The 20,599-nt window shown below is 59.0% G+C and carries 18 protein-coding genes and 1 pseudogene; 8 read left to right on the top strand and 11 right to left on the bottom strand.

The genetic code is table 11. The annotated features are described in order from the left end of the window. The first annotated feature begins 62 nt into the window (after positions 1 to 62). Both ACDA63_RS14920 and ACDA63_RS14915 read left to right on the top strand, forming a co-directional pair. The gene (locus ACDA63_RS14920; protein WP_373664065.1) at positions 63 to 611 is read left to right on the top strand and encodes a peroxiredoxin; all 549 of its coding nucleotides are present in this window, start codon (positions 63 to 65) and stop codon (positions 609 to 611) included. 104 nt (positions 612 to 715) lie between these two features. Next, the gene (locus tag ACDA63_RS14915; protein ID WP_373664064.1) at positions 716 to 1,243 is read left to right on the top strand and encodes a carboxymuconolactone decarboxylase family protein; all 528 of its coding nucleotides are present in this window, start codon (positions 716 to 718) and stop codon (positions 1,241 to 1,243) included. Between the two features lie 77 nt (positions 1,244 to 1,320). On the opposite strand, the gene ACDA63_RS14910 is transcribed toward ACDA63_RS14915, so the two are convergent. The 10 genes from ACDA63_RS14910 to rpmH form a co-directional block, all read right to left on the bottom strand. After that, entirely contained in the window at positions 1,321 to 2,079 is a 759-nt protein-coding gene (locus ACDA63_RS14910) for a sulfite exporter TauE/SafE family protein (RefSeq protein ID WP_373664063.1), read from the bottom strand. A 44-nt stretch (positions 2,080 to 2,123) separates the two neighbouring features. Then, positions 2,124 to 2,456 (bottom strand): hypothetical protein, encoded by a 333-nt coding sequence (locus ACDA63_RS14905; protein ID WP_373664062.1) that lies wholly within the window; start codon positions 2,454 to 2,456, stop codon positions 2,124 to 2,126. 84 nt (positions 2,457 to 2,540) lie between these two features. Then, on the bottom strand, positions 2,541 to 3,377 hold the full coding sequence (gene fghA, locus ACDA63_RS14900; RefSeq protein WP_373664061.1) for an S-formylglutathione hydrolase: 837 nt from the start codon (positions 3,375 to 3,377) through the stop codon (positions 2,541 to 2,543). 13 nt (positions 3,378 to 3,390) lie between these two features. After that, complete coding sequence (locus ACDA63_RS14895; RefSeq protein ID WP_373664060.1) at positions 3,391 to 4,500, bottom strand: S-(hydroxymethyl)glutathione dehydrogenase/class III alcohol dehydrogenase; 1,110 nt, start codon at positions 4,498 to 4,500, stop codon at positions 3,391 to 3,393. Positions 4,501 to 4,545: 45 nt separating this feature from the next. Beyond that, positions 4,546 to 4,821, bottom strand: coding sequence for a formaldehyde-responsive transcriptional repressor FrmR (frmR, locus tag ACDA63_RS14890; RefSeq protein WP_373664059.1), 276 nt, complete (start codon positions 4,819 to 4,821; stop codon positions 4,546 to 4,548). Positions 4,822 to 4,909: 88 nt separating this feature from the next. Beyond that, positions 4,910 to 6,262, bottom strand: a complete 1,353-nt coding sequence (mnmE, locus tag ACDA63_RS14885; RefSeq protein ID WP_373664058.1) for a tRNA uridine-5-carboxymethylaminomethyl(34) synthesis GTPase MnmE — start codon at positions 6,260 to 6,262, stop codon at positions 4,910 to 4,912. Next, positions 6,237 to 7,901, bottom strand: coding sequence for a membrane protein insertase YidC (yidC, locus tag ACDA63_RS14880; protein ID WP_373664057.1), 1,665 nt, complete (start codon positions 7,899 to 7,901; stop codon positions 6,237 to 6,239). The genes mnmE and yidC overlap by 26 nt, the downstream gene beginning before the upstream one ends. Positions 7,902 to 7,938: 37 nt before the next feature. Further along, complete coding sequence (gene yidD, locus ACDA63_RS14875; RefSeq protein ID WP_373664056.1) at positions 7,939 to 8,163, bottom strand: membrane protein insertion efficiency factor YidD; 225 nt, start codon at positions 8,161 to 8,163, stop codon at positions 7,939 to 7,941. Continuing rightward, positions 8,160 to 8,549: a ribonuclease P protein component gene (rnpA, locus tag ACDA63_RS14870; protein WP_373664055.1), complete on the bottom strand. Its 390-nt coding sequence runs from the start codon at positions 8,547 to 8,549 to the stop codon at positions 8,160 to 8,162. Before rnpA ends, yidD begins: the two co-directional genes overlap by 4 nt. Positions 8,550 to 8,595: 46 nt before the next feature. Next, entirely contained in the window at positions 8,596 to 8,730 is a 135-nt protein-coding gene (rpmH, locus tag ACDA63_RS14865) for a 50S ribosomal protein L34 (RefSeq protein ID WP_018604832.1), read from the bottom strand. A gap of 428 nt (positions 8,731 to 9,158) precedes the next feature. On the opposite strand from rpmH, the gene dnaA reads away from it, so the two are divergent. The 6 genes and pseudogenes from dnaA to ACDA63_RS14835 all read left to right on the top strand — a co-directional run. Continuing rightward, positions 9,159 to 10,553, top strand: coding sequence for a chromosomal replication initiator protein DnaA (gene dnaA / locus ACDA63_RS14860; RefSeq protein WP_373664054.1), 1,395 nt, complete (start codon positions 9,159 to 9,161; stop codon positions 10,551 to 10,553). A 582-nt stretch (positions 10,554 to 11,135) separates the two neighbouring features. Further along, on the top strand, positions 11,136 to 12,242 hold the full coding sequence (gene dnaN, locus ACDA63_RS14855) for a DNA polymerase III subunit beta (protein WP_373664053.1): 1,107 nt from the start codon (positions 11,136 to 11,138) through the stop codon (positions 12,240 to 12,242). Positions 12,243 to 12,378: 136 nt separating this feature from the next. After that, the gene (gyrB, locus tag ACDA63_RS14850) at positions 12,379 to 14,865 is read left to right on the top strand and encodes a DNA topoisomerase (ATP-hydrolyzing) subunit B (RefSeq protein ID WP_373664052.1); all 2,487 of its coding nucleotides are present in this window, start codon (positions 12,379 to 12,381) and stop codon (positions 14,863 to 14,865) included. Positions 14,866 to 15,065: 200 nt separating this feature from the next. Next, positions 15,066 to 17,411, top strand: coding sequence for an EcoAI/FtnUII family type I restriction enzme subunit R (hsdR, locus tag ACDA63_RS14845; protein ID WP_373664051.1), 2,346 nt, complete (start codon positions 15,066 to 15,068; stop codon positions 17,409 to 17,411). 17 nt (positions 17,412 to 17,428) lie between these two features. Further along, on the top strand, positions 17,429 to 18,916 hold the full coding sequence (locus tag ACDA63_RS14840; RefSeq protein WP_373664050.1) for an N-6 DNA methylase: 1,488 nt from the start codon (positions 17,429 to 17,431) through the stop codon (positions 18,914 to 18,916). Further along, a pseudogene (locus ACDA63_RS14835) lies at positions 18,916 to 19,743 on the top strand (hypothetical protein); the annotation flags it as partial. The gene ACDA63_RS14840 and the pseudogene ACDA63_RS14835, both read left to right, overlap by 1 nt. A gap of 730 nt (positions 19,744 to 20,473) precedes the next feature. Here the strand turns inward: ACDA63_RS14835 and ACDA63_RS14830 are convergent. Then, positions 20,474 to 20,569 (bottom strand): integrase core domain-containing protein, encoded by a 96-nt coding sequence (locus tag ACDA63_RS14830; protein WP_373664122.1) that lies wholly within the window; start codon positions 20,567 to 20,569, stop codon positions 20,474 to 20,476. Positions 20,570 to 20,599: the final 30 nt, after the last annotated feature.

Raw genomic sequence — 20,599 nt, 5'->3', positions numbered from 1 at the left:
ATGCACCTGTGCCTGGCAACAATGCAGGCGAAGACCGAAATTCAACACAGGAGCTCTGAGAGATGAAGACCATTGGCGACAAGCTTGAATCCTTCAACGTTGTGGGTGTGAAGCCCGGTTTCAACCTGCCGGAAGAGAACGGCCAGTCCGCTTTCGAGAACATCACCGAGAAGTCGTTCCCGGGCAAGTGGAAGGTCATTTACTTTTACCCGAAGGATTTCACCTTCGTCTGCCCGACAGAAATCGTCGAGTACGACAAGATGGCCAACGATATCGCCGATCGTGACGCGGTGCTGATGGGTGGTTCGACCGACAACGAATTCGTGAAGCTGGCCTGGCGTCGTGATCACAAGGACCTGTCCAAGTTGGGTCACTGGAGCTTTGCTGACGTGACGGGTTCGTTGGTCGACCAACTGGGCATTCGCGACAAGGCAGCCGGCGTAGCGCTGCGTGCCACCTTCATCGTCGATCCGGAAAACGTCATTCAGCACGTGACCGTGAATACGCTGGATGTCGGCCGCAACGCCTCCGAAGCGCTGCGTGTTCTCGACGCGCTGCAAACCGGCGAACTATGCCCGTGCAACCGCGCAGTTGGCGGCGACACGCTGTAATTACCACGGCGCACCCCCTGCCCCAGCTTTTCTGACGACAAGAAACAAGGAACCGGCACTCTGATCGGGTGCTGGATTCCTGAGTAGATTTTGGAGCACGACACATGGAAGCACTCAACGCCATCAAGGAACTCATCCCCGATTACGCGAAGGACGTTCGTCTCAGCATTGACGGCGTTATCGCTCGCTCTTCGCTGCCGGCGAACGAAGCCGTAGGTGCGGCGCTGGCCGCTGCCTTTGCGGCCAAGAACACGACGCTAGTGAAGATCTTCCGTGAGTCGGGCTTGTTGGCTCCTGAAGAGGTCCAGGCGGCGCAGACAGCGGCCTCGATCATGGGCATGACCAACGCCTGGTACTCGTACCTCGATATGGCGGCCGACGCCGATCTCAAGACCCAGCAAGCGGGCCTGCGCATGAATGCCTACTCCACTCACGGCGGCGTCGATCAGCGTCGGTTTGAACTGTGGGCACTGTCAGCAAGCATCGTCGGCAAGTGCAAGTTCTGTATCGCGGCGCACGCTGACGTCCTGCGAAAGGTTGGGCTCGGTACCGTCGAGTTGAAGGATGTGGGTCGTATCGCATCCGTGGTGAACGCGGTCGCACAGATTTTTGCGGCCGAAGGGCATCATTAAGAGCTGACACCCAGCGCCACAGAGAGAAGGGGAGTGTTCCACGTGGAACACTCCCCTTTCGTTTTGGGTGACTAAATTCACCCTCGGGCTACATCAAGCCCAAGTTTGACGATAAGTACTGACACCACTGCCAGCAGCAGCCAGCGCACGAACCCATTGCCGTGTCGCAAAGCCAGTCTCGTGCCGACCTGCGCTCCTGCAACGTTCGCAACCGCCATGAACAAGCCGGCTTTCCACAGCACACCCGCATGGAGCGAGAAGTAGACAATCGCCGAGAGATTGGTCGCAAAGTTCACGACCTTGGAGGTTGCCGAGGCGTGAAGCATGTCCATACCGAAAAGACGGACGAACGCGAAGATCAAGAAGCTGCCCGTGCCCGGACCGAAGAATCCGTCGTAAAAGCCAATCGAAAGACCAACCCCGGCCGCAATCAATCCAACGTGCCTCATCACGACCGGCGTACGCTTCTCCCGCCCGAAATCTCGCTTCAAGAACGTATAGCCACCGACCAGAACGAGCATCACCAGCACCAGCGGCTTGAGTACCTCGCTGGATAAGAAGCTCACCACGCTTGCACCGGTCGCCGCTCCGACCAAGGCCGCAATCGCGGCGGGTAGCGCAATCCTCTTGTCCAGCCTGATCTTTCGGCTGTACGCCCACGCGGCGCTACCCGTACCGGCAATGCTCGACACCTTGTTGGTGCCGAAGATGATGGGAATAGGGACTTGGGGAAGGACCGCCAACATGAGCGGCAATTGAATAAGCCCCCCGCCGCCGACCACGGCGTCGACGAGGCCGGCGAGAAAGGCGCCGGCCCCAAGAATCAAGAATTCCACAGAATTGTTCCACGTGAAACAGGTGCCACGCGCACCCGCCATTGCTACTTGCCTTGCGCTTCCTTTTCGCTCCAAAGCGCTCGGGCCACCGCCTTCCATGCGTCACGGCCATGTACCTCACGGCCGGCGTCCGCCCCCTCTTCCATATTTCTCAACATCAGACCCACGAGCCCGAACAACTCGATCTTCGCAAGTGTCTGCCCATCTCCCGGCATCACCTTTGGAAAACCCTTCGCAGCATTGAACTCCAGAGCGCGCCGAGCAAGATCTCGCATCTGCCCTTCGTCACGCCAATCCATCCCCAAAATCATCAGCTTGCGCTCGATCTCGAGCTCGATCTTTCCTGCCGTACCTTCGTAGTCCTCGTATTCAGGCATTCCGTGACTCCTTGGCTGTCAGCGTTCAGAGGGCAATTGCCAGCACCACACCGCTAACTGTATCCGATTGGGGCCACCCATGGCTCACGCCCTTTCGAACGCCCGGGCGTGCCACTCAATGTGTTCCCCGATGAACGACGCAATGAAGTAATAGCTATGGTCATAGCCCTCGCGCATGCTGAACACCAACGGATGGCCGACCTTTCGCGCAGCGTCGACCAATCGCTGTGGCTGCAATTGGGTTTCCAGAAATTCATCTGCACTGCCTTGATCAACCAGGATCGGCAACCGCACTACGGCAGCTCGCTCAATGAGAGCGCACGCGTCCCAGTCAGCCCACAGTGTACGATCGGAGCCCAGGTAAGCACCGAGGGCCTTCTCTCCCCACGGCACCGCCGACGGCGCCACGATTGGGGCGAACGCCGACACGCTCCGATAGCGGCTCGGATTGCGCAGCGCCGCAACCAATGCGCCGTGTCCGCCCATCGAATGTCCGCAGATTCCCCGTACCGTCGTTGCTGGCAACTCCGCTTCGATCAGGGCCGGCAGTTCGTGAACAATATACTCATGCATGCGGTAGTGATGTGCCCATGGCGCCTGGGTCGCATTCACATAGAACCCGGCTCCCTGCCCCAGGTCGTATCCAGGATCATCGGGCACATCCGCTCCACGCGGACTGGTGTCGGGCGCCACCAGGATCACACCTTGTTCAGCGGCGTAGCGTTGCGCGCCGGCTTTCGTGATGAAGTTCTGCTCTGTACACGTCAAGCCGGATAGCCAATACAACACAGGCAACCGGCGCTTGGCCGCCTGCGATGGCAGGTAGACCCCAAATCGCATGGAACACCCTAGTGTCTGCGAATCGTGCTCATACACATCCTGCCAACCGCCAAAGCACGCCCGACGTTCAACACGCCTCATCTGCCGCTCCTGATCAAAAGTGGATCACAGTGCGGATGGACTCGCCCTTGTGCATCAGATCGAACGCTTCATTGATGCGCTCCAGTGGAAGCGTGTGCGTAATGAACGGATCGAGATCGATCTCACCTCGCATCGCCTGTTCAACCATCCCGGGCAACTGCGTACGGCCCTTCACACCACCGAAAGCGGAGCCACGCCACACCCGCCCTGTCACGAGTTGGAACGGACGAGTGCGGATCTCTTGCCCCGCGCCCGCCACGCCGATGATCACGCTCTCACCCCACCCTTTGTGACAGCACTCCAGCGCCGCGCGCATCACGTCGACATTGCCGATGCATTCAAAACTGAAATCCACGCCACCGTCCGTCATCGCGACAATCACTTCCTGGATGGGCTTGTCGTGATCTTTCGGATTCACACATTCGGTGGCTCCCATTGCACGTGCCAGCTCGAACTTGGACGGATTCACGTCAACCGCAATGATCCGCCCGGCCCTGGCTTGCACTGCTCCCTGGATCACCGCCAACCCGATGCCACCGAGCCCGAACACGGCCACGGTATCTCCGGCCTTCACCTTGGCGGTGTTATGTACCGCCCCGATGCCCGTCGTCACGCCGCAACCGAGCAAGCACACCTTGTCGAGCGCGGCCGCCGGGTTGATCTTCGCAAGCGAAATTTCGGCGACGACCGTGTACTCGCTGAACGTACTCGTGCCCATGTAGTGATAGATGGGCTTGCCGTTGTACGAAAACCGCGTAGCTCCATCCGGCATCAGTCCCTTGCCCTGCGTAGCTCGCACGGCCTGGCAGAGATTGGTCTTGCCCGACAGGCAGAATTTGCATTTGCGGCACTCCGCCGTGTAGAGCGGAATCACGTGGTCTCCCGGCTGAACGCTGGTCACGCCGTCACCGACCTCCACTACGATGCCGCCGCCCTCATGGCCGAGCACGGCGGGGAAAACGCCTTCCGGGTCGTCCCCCGACAACGTGAATGCGTCGGTGTGGCACACGCCGGTGTGTGTGATACGCACAAGGACTTCGCCCGCCCGTGGCGGCTCGACATCCAGTTCGACGATCTCCAGGGGCTTGCCTGCCTCGAAGGCAACGGCTGCGCGTGATTTCATGTTCTCTCTCCTGCGGGACTGGAAATTGGGGAAATTGCACTGGCGCTATTTGAGGTAGGAACGAACAAGCAGGGTCATTTCGCTGACGCGCGCTTCCCGCTCCTGATCCGAGATCCCGCCGTCGCCGAACTGTTCGCGCAAATGCCCTTCGAGCACCTCGCTCATCAGTCCGTTCACCGCACCACGGATGGCAGCGATCTGCTGCAGCACGGCAGCACAGTCTGCTCCGTCCTCGAGCGCACGTTCGAGCGCCGCACACTGGCCACTCATGCGCCGCACGCGCGTCAGAACGCGCTTCTTCTCTTCGGGGGTACTTGGCATGCCGTCGGCTCCGTTTACTATACTGGGGTATAGTATATTGGATCGGCAAAAAGCCAAGAAAATTGAGTACGGCAGGTTCCCCTGAGCGTTACTTCCCGATGCAGAAACGGCTGAAGATCACGCCCAGCAAATCATCTGCGCCGAACTCGCCGGTAATTCGATTCACGGCTTCCTGAGCAAGGCGAAGCTCCTCGGCCATCAACTCGAGTTCGTTGAGCCGTTGGGAAGCGAATTCGACGTGCTCACGGGCTTCGCGCAGCGCCACGAGATGACGTTCGCGCGCGAGAATGACGTTCTCGCCCTGATCCGCCCAGCCCACGATGCGCAATAGCTCGTCTTTCAGCACATCGACGGCTTCCCCCGTCCGTGCTGATAGGCGGATGGCGGTCTCACCGTTTTCCAGCTCGAATCGCCCTGGTGCCTGCCCGGCCAAGTCTACCTTGTTGTAGACCCAGACAACGGGCACGTCCTTTGGCAATCGGTCGTCGATCGGATCGTTAACCCGCTCACTCTCGCTTGCATCCACCATCCGTACGATGACGTCTGCGCGTTCGATTTCGCGCCAGGTGCGCTCGATGCCGATGCGCTCCACCGTGTCTTCGGTCTCGCGCAGCCCAGCAGTGTCGACGACATGCAGCGGAATGCCGCCAATTTGGATTCGCTCACGCAGCACGTCGCGGGTCGTGCCCGCCACGTCGGTCACGATCGCTCGATCGTCGCCCGCCAGACAGTTCAGCAAACTGGATTTGCCCACGTTGGGCTCACCCGCCAGCACGACGTGCATACCCTCGCGCAGCAGACTCCCCTGCTTCGCTCGCACCAGCACCGCATCCAGTTCATCTCGCAACACGGCCAGGCGCTCCAGCGCACGGGCACTCTTGAGGAAGTCGATCTCTTCTTCGGGGAAGTCGAGCGTGGCTTCGACCAGCATGCGCAGGTCGACAAGGCGATCGCGCCACGCATGGATCTCTTCGGAGAATCGACCCGACAATGAGCGCAACGCCGAACGGGCCGCTGCCTGAGTACCCGCGTCGATCAGATCAATGACGCCCTCTGCCTGCGCAAGATCCAGCTTGTCATTCAGGAAAGCGCGCCGAGTGAATTCGCCCGGCTCGGCCAGGCGCGCGCCGAGTTCCACACAACGCGCGAGAAGCATCTGCATGACCACTGGGCCGCCATGACCCTGCAGCTCGACGATATCTTCGCCCGTATAGGAATGGGGTGCGGAAAAATACAGGAGCAGGCCTTCATCGATGGCTTCACCTGCCGCATCAAGAAAACGGGCCAGGCTCGCCTGGCGAGGCCTGACCCGACGCCCGATGAGGGCTTCGACCAGGGTCTCCAGGCGGTTGCCGGAGACCCGGATCACGCCTACACCGCCACGACCGGGCGGTGTGGCGATGGCGGCGATGGTATCAACTGTTTGCGGCTTGCTTGCCACGTTCGATCGACCGCGTGATGTACCACTGCTGCAGGATCGACAGCGAGTTGTTGACGCACCAGTACAGCACGAGACCCGCCGGGAACCACAGGAACATGAACGTGAAGACGATCGGCATCGCCATCATCACCTTTGCCTGGATCGGATCCGGCGGCGTCGGGTTCAGGCGTTGCTGAATGAACATCGTTGCGCCCATGATCAGCGGCAGGATGAAGTACGGGTCACGCGCCGACAGATCGGTAATCCACAGAATCCACGGTGCCTGGCGCATTTCGACAACGCCCAGCAGTACCCAGTACAGCGCGATGAACACCGGAATCTGAATCACGATGGGCAAGCAGCCTCCCATCGGATTGACCTTTTCCGTCTTGTAGAGATTCATCATCTCCTGGTTCATGCGCATCTTGTCGTTGGCGTAGCGCTCCTGGATCTGCTTCATGCGCGGCATGAGCGTCTTCATGCGGGCCATGGAACGATAGCTCGCCGCCGACAGCGGGAAGAACACTGCCTTGATGATGATGGTCACCAGGATGATCGACCACCCCCAATTGCCCAGGATGCTGTGGATGAACGACAGCAGCCAGAACAGCGGCGCGGCAATGATCGTCACCCAGCCGTAGTCGACAACGACATCCAGCCCCGGGGCGATCTTCTTGAGATTGTTCTGCTCTTGTGGACCCGCATACAGCGGCACATTGACCGAAGCGGTCTTGCCCGGTTCCACGGTCAGGGGCACCTTCACGCCCGCCGAGTACAGACCATTGAAGCTGTCGACGAAGAAATCGCGCTGAACGCCCTCCTGCGGCAGGAAGGCGCTGACGAAATAGTGCTGGATCATCGCCACCCAGCCGTCCTTCGCCGATTTCACGAACTTCGCGTCTTTCTTGTCGATGTCGGCGAACTTCACCTTCTGGAACTTACCGTCCTGAGTGAAGAACGCCGGACCGGTGAAGGTGCTCACACCACCGAACAAGCCGGCCGAATGCTCAGCCGGCGCGCCATCGCGTACGAGTTGGAAGTACGCCGTCGCATCGATCGGCTCGCCGCTGGGGTTCATCACCTCGTAGGAGACGTCCACCAGATAGCTACCGCGATGGAAGGTCAGCACCTTGGTGACTGCCACGCCATTGGCGTCTACCGGCGCCTTCAGGCGAACCACCACCTTGTCTTCGCCCTCTTCCAGCGTGAAATCACCCGGCTCGATCGCGTAGACCGTCTTGTGAGTCGGCAATCCTGGTCCGAGCAGACCGCTCTGAGCCAGGTAGGTATGTGTACCCTTGTTCTCGAGCAGCACGAAATTGTTCGTGTGGTCGCCCGTCGCGCGATGCTTTTCAAGTTCCAGGCGATAGATGTCGCCGCCCAGCGCGGACACTTCGGCAACGACCGTATCGGTCTTCACCACCACTTTCGGATACGCACTGTAGTCGCTGCTGCTCGTCGCCGCGACCGCCGCTGCTGCGGGCGTGCCCGCCGCATTCGGCGAAGCCATCGGCGTGGGCACACCAGCGCCTTGATTGACGCCCTGCGTCGCCACCGGAACCGCCGGCTTGGGCGGGTTGGTGTAGCGCATCCAATTCTCCCACAGCATGAACAGCGAGAACGCGAACACGACTGACAGGAGTAGACGTTTGAAATCCATCTGCATGAGATTCAGACCAATGAAAATTCGAAGAAGGTCAGGGCACCGGGTCGGGGCCACCGGCCGACCAGGGATTGCACCGCAAAATTCGCCACGCCGCTAGCGCGCCGCCGCGTAACAATCCATGTCGCCGCAAAGCCTCTTCGGCGTAACAGGAACAACTGGGATAGAAACGACAGCGATTGCCCAGCATCGGGCTGATCGCGTAGCGGTAGAAACGGATCACTGCGAGGAACGGCAGCAACAACCATTGCTTGATCATCGTGGCAGGCGGCCCATTACGGCCGCGATGTCCCGCCGCAGATGTGCGCGGCTCACGCCCTTCACCGGACGTGACAGGCGAAGAATCAGATCGCACGACGGCAAACTCGTTCGCACGCGACGAAAATGTTCACGCGACAGGCGCTTGAGCAGATTGCGTGTGACGGCGTGGCGCGCAAGCTTCTTCGCCACCACCACGCCCAGGCGCGGGCCCGTATCGCTCGGCCGATAGTGCAGGACGAAGCAATCGCCGCGAATGGTACGGCGGAAAGCAAAAACGGATGAGAACTCATCCGTTTTGTGCAGACGATAGCTCGGGGGAAAACCGTATTTGCCCTTGCAGGCCGGACGGACCGCCGATCCATCGTTTTGGGAGGCAGCTTGCATGATGCTAAGCGCTGTGGCGTACGCCACCTGCCTCTCGGGGCCGGTCTTAGACGGCCAGGCGGTGACGGCCCTTCGCGCGGCGGGCAGCGATCACCTTGCGACCACCCTTGGTGGCCATGCGAACGAGGAAACCATGCGTACGCTTGCGACGAACGACGGAGGGCTGATAGGTACGCTTCATGATGAAATTTCTTTCTTCCGGAGAAACGCGCGATTAAAGCGTCTAACGCCCTGTTTGTCAAGACAAAAAACTGGACAACCTGTGGGAAGGGCTGTGGATAAATCCGGGCCGCGAGGGTAATATCTCATTCGCGCCGCGCGGCGGACATGAGCCCCTAGGAGGCCATACGCCCGACTCGTTCCATCCCGCCCGGCGCGGGGGAGCGTTCTCTCGCTGTCCGCCGGTTCCCTGAGAAATCAATGAGTTCCATTCGTCGCTACGGCGACGGCACCCAGACGTGCGGATCTCCTGGGACCGCTGCGCGGCAGCTTCGCACAGCCGTGAAGCTTCAAGCGTGAACCAGTTCGTCGTCAGGCGAGGCGGGGCTATTTGTCCACCGACACCCGACCGACAGAGCACCCGTCAACATCAGGATTTTGTGAATTACCGTGAGCCAAGCATTCTGGAACGCCTGCCTCGCCCGTCTGGAACAGGAATTGCCGCAGCAGCAATTCAATACCTGGATCCGGGCGCTCGAAGCCAATAGCGACGAGGAGGCTTCCTCACTGGCGCTCGTCGCCCCGAACCGTTTCGTCCTGCAATGGGTGCGCGAACGCTATCTGCGCCGCATCGAACAATTGTCGGAAGAGTACTTCGGCCGCGCTGTTCCCGTCACGCTGAGCCTGGCCAGCGCCAACGACGGCGCCCGGCCCGCCGCTGTACGCGCGGCTCCGCCGACGCTCGCGGCGGCGCCTCAGCAAGTACTTGCCGTCGCCGAACCGACGCCGCCGGCCATCACGGCACCGGCACCCGCCGCCCGCGACAAGTCACGACTGAACGGGGACTTCACCTTCAATACGCTGGTGACCGGCCGCGCCAACGATCTTGCACGCGCAGCCGCGATGCAGGTGGCCGAAAATCCGGGCACTTCGTACAACCCATTGTTTGTGTACGGCGGCGTCGGTCTCGGTAAGACCCACCTTATCCAGGCCATCGGCAACGAAGTATTGCGCAACAATCCCCGCGCCATCGTTCGCTATGTCCACGCGGAAGACTATGTGTCGGATGTTGTGCGCGCTTATCAACAGAAGGGGTTCGACGCTTTCAAGCGCTACTACCGCTCGCTCGATCTGCTGCTCATCGACGATATCCAGTTCATCCGCAACAAGGAACGCACGCAGGAAGAGTTCTTCCATGCGTTCAACGCCCTGGTCGAAGCACGCAAGCAGATCGTGATTACCTGCGACACGTATCCAAAGGATATCCAGGGCCTCGAAGATCGCCTCATCTCCCGTTTCGACTGGGGTCTGACGGTCCAGATCGAGCCGCCCGAACTTGAGATGCGCGTAGCGATCCTCAAGAAGAAAGCGGAAGTCGACGGGCTCGAACTTTCCGACGATGTCGCTTTCCTGATTGCCAAGCACCTGCGTTCCAATGTTCGCGAACTCGAAGGCGCGCTCAAGAAAGTGGTCGCGTATGCGCGCTTTCATGGGCGCAATATTTCGCTCGAACTGGCCCGCGAGGCACTACGCGACCTGTTGGCTGCATTCAATCGCCAACTCACCTTCGAGGTCATTCAGAAGGCTGTTGCCGACTACTACAAGATCAAGCTCGCGGATCTGCTCTCCAAGAAGCGCACCCGTAACATCGCCCGCCCGCGCCAGGTTGCCATGTACCTTTCGAAGGAACTGACGCCCTCCTCGCTCCCTGCCATCGGCGAAGCGTTCGGCGGCCGCGACCACACGACCGTGCTGCATGCGTGTCGCACGATCGCCGATCTGCGCCTGAACGATCAACAACTCAACCACGACCTTCACGTTCTGACGCAGGTGCTGCGGGGTTGAGCAAAACCATGTAGACAACCACCGGCGAAAGCTCGGGACGGAATGTGAACAAGCCTGTCGTTGGTGGTCCTTCGTCAAACGATCCCCACTTCCCCACAACGCTCAGGCAGGACATTCCACAACCTGTTCAACATACATAACGCTTTGATTTAAAAATAAAAAACAGGGTTTTCCACAGAACAGGCCAGTCGTTAACCATTATTTCTATTGAAGTTATATAGGACTGTTAACAACAACGAAGACACCGTTCAACGGGACCTTTGAGCCCTGGAAAGCTGCCGGTTCGATGACATTCGCTGGACTAGCGGACAAAACCATCGCGCCTTTTGCGACAGGTCGACCGGCGAAGACCATGAGCATGTCGGTGGAACTCTTGTGGGAAACAGACTGGAAGTAATATGTACGCTTTGTGCACAACAGGGATTTCGGGACATCTTCCGTAAACGATCCCCAATCGCCCACAACGTAGAATGTGACTTGCTCACAAGCTGATCAACCTAGTCAAGTAATTGAATAGTCGAAATAAAATCGACTTATCCACAATCACGGACGGACGTTAACCATTACTAGGAGTTTATATAAATGCTTCTGTTAACAACTACGCGTGACGCGCTGTTGGCCCCGCTGCAGTCCGTCTCGGGGATCGTCGAGAAACGTCACACGTTGCCCATCCTGTCCAACGTTCTGATCGAGAAAAAGGGCGAGACCCTTACGCTGCTGGCGACCGATATCGAGATTCAGATCGTCACCAGCTCTTCCGGCGCCCATGGGGACCAGGACACGGCCATCACCGTGGGAGCCCGCAAGCTGCAGGACATCCTGCGTGCGCTGCCCGAAGGGACTGAAGTCGCGCTGATGCTGGACGACAAGCGCCTGACGCTGAAAGCGGGCAAGAGCCGCTTCGCCCTTCAAACTTTGCCCGCCGCGGACTATCCGCGCATGCAGTTTCAGGACGGCGAAGGCATCCGCTTCACGCTCAGCCAGAAGACCTTCCGCAAGCAACTGGCCCAGGTCGCATACGCGATGGCGGCACAGGACATCCGCTACTACCTCAACGGTCTGCTCATGATCGGGGACGGCAAGACGCTGCGGATGGTCGCCACGGACGGCCATCGTCTGGCGCTGGCGAGCACTGAACTCGAAACCGAGCTCGCACATACCGAGGTGATCCTGCCTCGCAAGACGGTGACCGAACTTGCCCGCCAGCTCGCGGATTCGGACGACCCTGTGGATATCACGCTGGTCGGTAACCAAGCGCGCTTCCGCTTCGGTCCGATCGAGCTCATCACCAAGCTCATCGACGGAAAATTCCCGGATTACGAACGCGTTGTCCCAACGAACAATCCGAAACTGATCAAGGTCGGCCGCTTGCCCCTGCTGTTGGCGCTGCAGCGTGCTGCCATCCTGACCAACGAGAAGTTCCGTGGTCTGCGCCTGGTTCTGTCTTCCGGCAGCCTGAAGGTCATCAGCTCCAACTCCGAGCAGGAAGAGGCACAGGAAGAACTCGAAGTCGACTATCAGGGCGACGGCCTCGAGATTGGTTTCAATGTCACCTACCTTCTCGACGTGCTCAACAATACGGCCGATGAAGATGTCGAAATCCACCTCAACGAAGCGATGTCCAGCGCCCTCTTCACGCTGCCTGGCAACGACCAGTTCAAGGCAGTCGTGATGCCAATGCGCATCTGAAGCCCATTCCGGCAATCCCCGCCACACCCGCGCTGACACTGGCGTGGCGGGCTTCGCACGGGCGTTTTCGGCCTTTCAAGGTTTGGAATCGACCCCATATTCGTGGTATACGTACCCTTTGCGACCCCGAGTGCCTATGTCCGACCAAGCCACCTCACACCCCACCAACGAATACGACGAATCCTCCATCCAGCAACTCGAAGGGCTGGAAGCTGTCCGCAAGCGGCCAGGGATGTACATTGGCGACACGTCGGACGGTTCGGGCCTGCACCACATGGTGTTCGAAGTCGTCGACAACGCGATTGACGAGGCCTTGGCGGGGTACTGTGACGACATCGTCGTCACCATCCATTCGGACAACTCGATTTCCGTGACCGACAACGGTCGCGGCATTCCGGTCGGCATCAAGTTCGACGACAAGCACGAGCCTAAGCGCTCCGCCGCCGAAATCGTCATGTGCGTGCTCCACGCGGGTGGCAAGTTCAACCAGAACAGCTACAAGGTCTCGGGTGGCCTGCACGGCGTGGGCGTCTCCTGCGTCAACGCACTGTCGCAATGGCTGCGATTGATCATCCGCCGCGACGGCAAAAAGTATCTGCTCGAGTTCTCACGCGGCAACGCGGTCAATCGCGTCATCGAAGTCCAGAACGGCGTCGAAGTCTCTCCGCCTCAGGTGTTGGGCGATACCGAGAAGCGCGGCACCGAGGTCCACTTTCTTGCCGACGAGGAAATCTTCGGCAAGGTCGAATTCCATTACGAAATCCTCGCCAAGCGCCTGCGCGAGCTGTCCTTCCTGAACAACGGCGTGCGCATCCGGCTGGTGGATCAGCGCACTGGCAAGGAAGAAGACTTCGCCTTCTCCGGCGGCGTGAAGGGCTTCGTCGACTACATCAATCGCAGCAAGACCGTGCTACATCCGAACGTGTTCTACTCGTCCGGCAGCACCAAGGTCACGACCGGTCACGCGCACGAAGTCGAAGTCACGGTCGAAGTGGCCATGCAGTGGAACGACAGCTACCAGGAACAGGTGCTGTGCTTCACCAACAACATCCCGCAATCGGACGGTGGCACGCACCTGACCGGCCTGCGCGCGGCGATGACGCGCATCATCAACAAGTACATCGAAGAAAACGAGATCGCCAAGAAGGCCAAGGTCGACATCAGCGGCGACGACATGCGCGAAGGTCTTGCGTGCGTACTGTCGGTCAAGATGCCCGACCCCAAGTTCGCGTCACAGACGAAGATGAAACTCGTGTCTTCCGAAGCGCGTCCGGCGGTTGAAGAAGTCGTGGCGGAAAAACTCGCGGAATTCCTGCTCGAACGCCCCAACGACGCCAAGACCATCACCGGCAAGATCGTCGAAGCCGCTCGCGCGCGCGAAGCCGCCCGCAAGGCACGCGAAATGACCCGCCGCAAAGGCGTGCTGGATGGCGTCGGCCTGCCCGGAAAGCTGGCCGATTGCCAGGAAAAAGATCCTTCGCTGTGCGAACTCTACATCGTCGAGGGTGACTCCGCCGGCGGCTCTGCCAAGCAGGGCCGCGACCGTAAGTTCCAGGCCATCCTGCCGTTGCGCGGCAAGGTCCTCAACGTCGAGCGTGCCCGCTTCGACAAGCTGATCTCGTCCGAACAGATCGCCACGCTCATCACCGCACTGGGTACTGGCATAGGCAAGGACGACTACAAGCCTGAAAAGCTCCGCTATCACCGCATCATCATCATGACTGACGCGGACGTGGACGGCGCGCACATCCGCACCCTGCTGCTGACGCTGTTCTATCGTCAGATGCCGGAACTGGTCGACGGTGGTCATATCTACATCGCCCAGCCCCCGCTCTACAAGGTCAAGCACGGCAAGAACGAGCAATACATCAAGGACGACGCCGAACTCAACGCACACTTGCTGCGTCTGGCCCTGGATGGAGCTCTGCTGACGCCGCGCGAAGGCGCCGATCCCATCTCGGGAGACGCGCTCCAGGAACTGGCCCGTGGCTACCTCGTGGCCGAAGCAGTCATCCAGCGCCTGGCGAGCTACATCGATCCGGATGTGCTGCATCTCGTCATGGAGCAGGACGTCGAACTGTCAGTGAATGACGAAGCCGCAGCACAGGCTTCGGCTGCCCGCCTGCAGGCCCTGCTCGATAACGGCGTGACGGTTCATGCGCGTTATGACGACGTCAAGGAATCCTGGCAACTGTCGATCGAGCGCATGCATCACGGCAATGTGCGCCGCACGTACATCGAACACGATTTCCTGATCTCCGGCGACTACCAGCAGATACGCCGTGCCTCGCAGCTCATCAGTGGTCTGATTGGCCCGGGTGCCACCATGCGCCGTGGTGAAAAGGGCATGGTCATCAAGACCTTCGCCGAAGGCATCACCTGGATGTTGAATGAGGTCGAGCGCGGCCTCTCCAAGCAGCGCTACAAAGGTCTGGGAGAAATGAATCCCGAGCAGTTGTGGGAAACCACCATGGACCCGGCCGTACGCCGTCTGCTCAAAGTCCAGATCGACGACGCCATTGCCGCCGACGAGATCTTCACAACACTCATGGGCGACAACGTCGAACCGCGCCGCGAGTTCATCGAACAGAACGCGCTGTATGCCAAGAACCTCGACGTGTGATGATGTCGGATGACACAGAAAGTGAAATCCGTGCCAAGTAAGTGAAAAATTACTGCCATGGATAGTGAATAAATCCAGAAACAGAGGGCCCCAGTCGGGGCCTTCTGCATTTTGGTTTCTTTGATGCAGTTATCATTTCGGATGTTGCACAGGGACGAAATTGATTAAACGGCATCATCCGGCGTGGAGCAGAGGCTGTAATGGACCCGAAGGAAAAGAAAGAACTCAGCGAATCCGACATCTCGGCGAAATTCATAACGCCCGCCGTTGTTGAAGCTGGTTGGGATGAGATGACGCAGATTCGTCGCGAAGTCACCCTCACTCCGGGCCCTGTCGTCGTGCGAGGAAACCTGTCCTCGCGCAACAAGAAGAAAAAGAAATTCGCCGACTACGTTCTGCAAAAAGAGAAGGGCGTACCGGTCGCGGTGATTGAGGCCAAAGACAACAACCACAGCGTCAGCCACGGTCTGCAGCAAGCACTGGGTTACGCCGAACTGCTCGACGTGCCCTGCGCTTTCAGCTCGAATGGTGATGGCTTCGCCAGCCACAACAAGACTGCTGCAGACGGCGAAGACACCGAAACCGAATTCGGGCTGCACACCTTCCCCTCACCGCAAGAACTGTGGGAGCGCTACAAGCGTTTCCGGGGCATCGCCGAACCCGAGGAAGCGCTCGTCACTGAGCCGTATTACGACGACGGCAGTGGCAAGGAACCGCGCTACTACCAAGCCGAAGCCATCAACCGTGTCATCGAAAAGGTGGCTCAGGGTCAAAAGCGCCTACTGCTGGTCATGGCAACCGGCACCGGCAAAACCTACACCACCTTTCAGATCATCTACCGCCTGTGGAAGGCCAAGAAGGCCCGCCGCATTCTCTTCCTCGTCGACCGCAACATCCTCGCCGACCAGACGTTGGTAAATGACTTCAAGCCCTTCGGCTCGGTCATGACCAAGATTCGCAACCGCAAAATCGACCCATCCTACGAGGTGTATCTCGGTCTGTATCAGGCGCTCACCGGCCCCGATGAAGAAGACAAGATCTTCAAGTCCGTCTCGCGCGACTTCTTCGATCTGATCGTTATCGACGAGTGTCACCGCGGTAGCGCCAACGACGATTCCGCCTGGAAAGAAATTCTCGAATACTTTGACGGCGCCATCCAGCTCGGCCTCACCGCCACACCCAAGGAAACCAAGTACGCCTCCAACATCACCTACTTCGGCGAGCCGATCTATACGTACTCACTCAAGCAGGGTGTCCAGGACGGCTTTCTCGCGCCCTACAAGGTTGTGCGCATCGACATCGATAAGGACATCCACGGTTGGACGCCGCCGTCCGGCATGAAAGACGACCTCGGCAACGAGATCGAGCAGCGCGAATACAACCAGATCGACATGGATCGCATCCTGGTTCTCAATCAGCGCACCAAGCTCGTCGCCGAGCGTGTGATGAAACTGTTGAACGCGACCGACCCCTTCCAGAAAACCATCATCTTCTGCGAAGACATCGACCACGCCGAGCGTATGCGCAAAGCCATCGTCAATGCATCCGGCCAGCTCGCGAAAAACAACAGCAAGTACGTCATGCGCATCACCGGTGACAGCATTGAGGGCAAGGCCGAGCTGGACAACTTCATCGACCCCGAGAGCAAATACCCCGTCATCGCCACCACCTCGGAGCTGCTCACCACCGGCGTCGATGCCAAGACATGCAAGCTCATCGTGCTGGATAAGACTATCAACTCCATGACCACCTTCAAGCAGATCGTGGGGCGCGGCACACGCATCGAGGAGTCGCAGAACAAATACTTCTTCACCATCATGGATTTCAAGAAAGCCACCGAGCTTTTCAAGGACCCCGATTTCGATGGCGAACCGGTCGTCATTTACGAGCCGGATAACGACGACGACCCCGTTCCGCCAGACCCCGAACCCGATGGTGAAGGCGATGGAGAGGGTGACGACGAAGGCGAGGGCGGTATCAAGAAGTACCATGTCGGCGGCGTCACGGTCTTCATCGTCTCCGAGCGCGTCGAGTTCCTCGGCGAAGACGGTCAGATGGTCACCGAGAGCTATCGCGACTACAGCCGCAAAGGCATTCGCCAGGAATTCGCCTCGCTGGACGACTTCCTGCAGAAGTGGAACGGCGCCAAAAAGAAAGCTGCCATCATCGAAGCACTGGCCGAATACGGTATCGAACTACCCAAGCTCGCTAAGGATGTCGGCAAGGACTACGGCGACTTCGACCTCATCTGTCACATCGCCTTCGACCAGCCGCCGCTCACCCGCAGCGAGCGCGCCAACAACGTCAAGAAACGCAACTACTTCACTCGGTACGGCGACAAGGCCCGTGCCGTACTCGAAGCGCTGCTCGACAAATACGCCGACGAAGGCATCACCAGCATCGAGAACAACAACGTCCTCAAGCTCGACCCCTTCAGGCAGCTCGGCACTCCCGTCGAAATCATCAACGGCGTATTTGGCGGAAAAGGCCAATACGAGGAAGCGCTGCAGGCGCTTGAAACCGAACTCTTCAAAAAAGCAAGCTAAGTAATTCTGGAATTTCAATGAGCAATGTCAGCGGCATCATCAAATCCATCCAGGACATCATGCGCAAGGATGTCGGCGTCGACGGCGACGCCCAGCGCATCAGCCAGCTCGTCTGGATGTTCTTCCTCAAGATCTACGATGACCGCGAAGCCGAAATCGAGCTGCTTGAAGACGCGTACAAATCCCCTTTGCCCGAGCACCTGCGCTGGCGCAATTGGGCGGCCGATCCTGAGGGCATGACGGGCGATGAACTCAGCAAGTTCGTCAGTGAGCTCTTCGACACGCTGAAGTACAAGCTCGCCGTGAGCGGGCCCCAAGGCAAGCGCGCCCTGGTCATCCGCAACGTGTTTGAGGATGCCTATAACTACATGAAGTCCGGCACCCTCATGCGGCAGGTCATCAACAAGATCTGCGAGATCAACTTCAACAACACCCAAGACCGCCACACCTTCGGCAGCATTTACGAGCAGATCCTCAAAGACCTGCAAAGCGCCGGCAACGCCGGCGAGTTCTACACCCCGCGCGCCGTCACCAAGTTCATCGTCGACCGCGTCGACCCCAAGCTCGACGAAAGCGTGCTCGACCCCGCCTGCGGCACCGGCGGCTTCCTCGCCTGCAGCATCGATCACAAGAAGAAGTACGTGAAGAACGCGGCCGACGAAGCCCTGCTCGTCGCCAGCATCCACGGCGTCGAGAAGAAAGCCCTGCCGCACATGCTGTGCACCACCAACATGATCCTGCACGGCATCGACACCCCCACCCAGATCGAGCACGACAACATGCTCAGCCGTCGTGCCTACAAGGACTACGGCGACGCCGACCGCGTGCACGTCATCATCACCAACCCGCCCTTCGGCGGCATGGAAGAAGACGGCGTCGAAAACCAGTTCCCCGCCACCCTGCGCACCCGCGAAACAGCCGATCTTTTCATGGCCTTGGTCGTCAAGCTGCTCAAGAGCCACGGCCGCGCCGCCGTCGTGCTGCCCGATGGCTTCCTCTTCGGCGAAGGCATGAAGACCCGCCTCAAGCAGATGCTGCTGGAGCAATGCCACCTGCACACCATCGTGCGGCTGCCCAATGGCGTCTTCAACCCCTACACCGGCATCAAGACCAACATCCTCTTCTTCACCAAGAAGCCCGAGGCCGAATGGCCCGCGACCAGGGAAGTCTGGTTCTACGAGCACCCCTACCCCGAGGGCGTCACCAGCTACAACAAGACCCGCCCCATGCAGGTCGAAGAGTTCGCCACCGAATGCGCCTGGTGGGGCGATGAGGCCGATGGCTTCAAGGCCCGCAAGGAAACGCCGCAGGCCTGGAAGGTCAGCCTTGAAGACATCGCCGCACGCAACTACAACCTCGACATCAAGAACCCCCACGTCGGCGAACAGATCAGCCACGATCCCGCTGAACTGCTCGCGCAATACCAAGCCCAGCAGCAAGACATCCAGTCCCTGCGCGACCAGCTCAAGGGCATCCTCTCCGCTGCGCTGACGGAGAGGCACTGATGTCGAAGACTGCCGTTCGCCCTGAGCCTGTCGAAGGGCTCATCACCCGGCACCTCGACCTGTGGACCGCCGCCATCAAGCGCCGCTCCACTGCAGGCCGGGGCTCATCCAGCAAGGTCGAGCTCTACGGCATCAAGAAGTTGCGCGAGCTGATTCTGGAGCTAGCCGTGCGCGGCCTTCTGGTGCCGCAAGACCCCTCGGACGAACCCGCCAGCGAACTGCTCAAGAAGATCGCAGCTGAGAAGGCGAAGCTGGTGAAGGCGGGAAAGATCAAGAAGGACAAGCCAATACCCTCCGTTGGCAACGATGAAGCCGTGTTCCCGTCGCCTTCTGGGTGGGCGTGGTGCCGTCTGGACAACGTATCACTTCAATCTGAAGCAGGCTGGAGTCCAAAGTGCGAAGAGGTGCCCAGAGTCGGTAACGATTGGGGCGTGCTGAAAGTAAGCGCCGTAACTTGGGGGGTATTCAATGCGGCGGAGAACAAGGCGCTGCCAGCCAATCTTGATCCGGTTCCGGAATACGAAGTGAAACCAGGAGACTTCCTGATCTCCCGCGCAAATACGGCCGAGTTAGTCGCGCGCTCAGTCGTTGTTCAGGATGACGCCCCGGCTAAGTTGATGATGAGCGACAAGATCATCCGCTTCAAATTCAGCCAAGAAGTGTGTGCGCCATATCTGTCGCTATTCAATAACAGCTCTGGTGCGCGCAGGTACTACCTTCAGGTTGCTGGCGGAACCAGCAGCTCAATGAAGAACGTCTCTCGACTTCAAATCCAGTCGTTAGCAGTTCCGCTTCCACCACTCGCCGAACAACACCGCATCGTCGCTAAAGTCGACGAGCTGATGGCGCTGTGTGACCAGCTGGAGCAACAGACCGAAGCCAGCCTCGGCGCTCATCAGACGCTGGTGGAAACCTTGTTGAACGCCCTGACCAGCGCCGCCGACCACGCGCAGTTCGCCAGCAGCTGGCAGCGCATCGCCGAGCACTTCGACACTCTCTTCATCACCGAAGAGAGCATCGACCAGCTCAAGCAAACCATCCTGCAACTCGCCGTGATGGGCAAGCTCGTCCCCCAAGACCCCAAGGACGAACCTGCCAGCGAACTCCTCAAGAAAATCGCCGCCGAAAAGGCGAAGCTGGTGAAAGAAGGGAAGATCAAGAAGGACAAGCCACTTGAGAAAATTCCGGCTGAAAAGGAAAAGTTTGCGCTACCTACCAACTGGCTGTTTGAGCAGCTCGGGAATTTAGCGACTCAAATCACAGACGGAACCCATCACACACCAAGCTACATCGAGTCCGGAATTCCTTTCATTTCCGTGAAAGATATTGACGGCAAAAGAGTGTCGTTTGACGACTGCAGATATATTTCAGAAGAAGAGCACACAGAGATCAACAAGCGCTGTAGTCCACAAGCTGGCGATCTGTTGATATGCAGAATTGGTACCTTGGGCCGAGCCACCATCGTTGACACCGAGAGACCCTTCAGCCTTTTCGTTAGTGTTGGACTACTGAAGTTTATTCAACAACTCTGTATTGACCCAGCGAAATCTGCTCAGGTTATGCGGCTAATGCAAATGCTTCAGCCGGGGTCTTCATTCCCAGCGCCTGGTGTGGACGCTGGTGGTTGTAAAAACGTATCCAGTCGCCGATCACGCGGCTGGCATGCTGAATGGTCTCGAAACG

The sequence above is a fragment of the Uliginosibacterium sp. sgz301328 genome, assembly GCF_041807905.1.
Taxonomy (GTDB): domain Bacteria; phylum Pseudomonadota; class Gammaproteobacteria; order Burkholderiales; family Rhodocyclaceae; genus JBGVSA01.
Note: the sequence above shows the minus strand (reverse complement) of the source record. Positions and strands in the feature narration are given on the sequence as shown.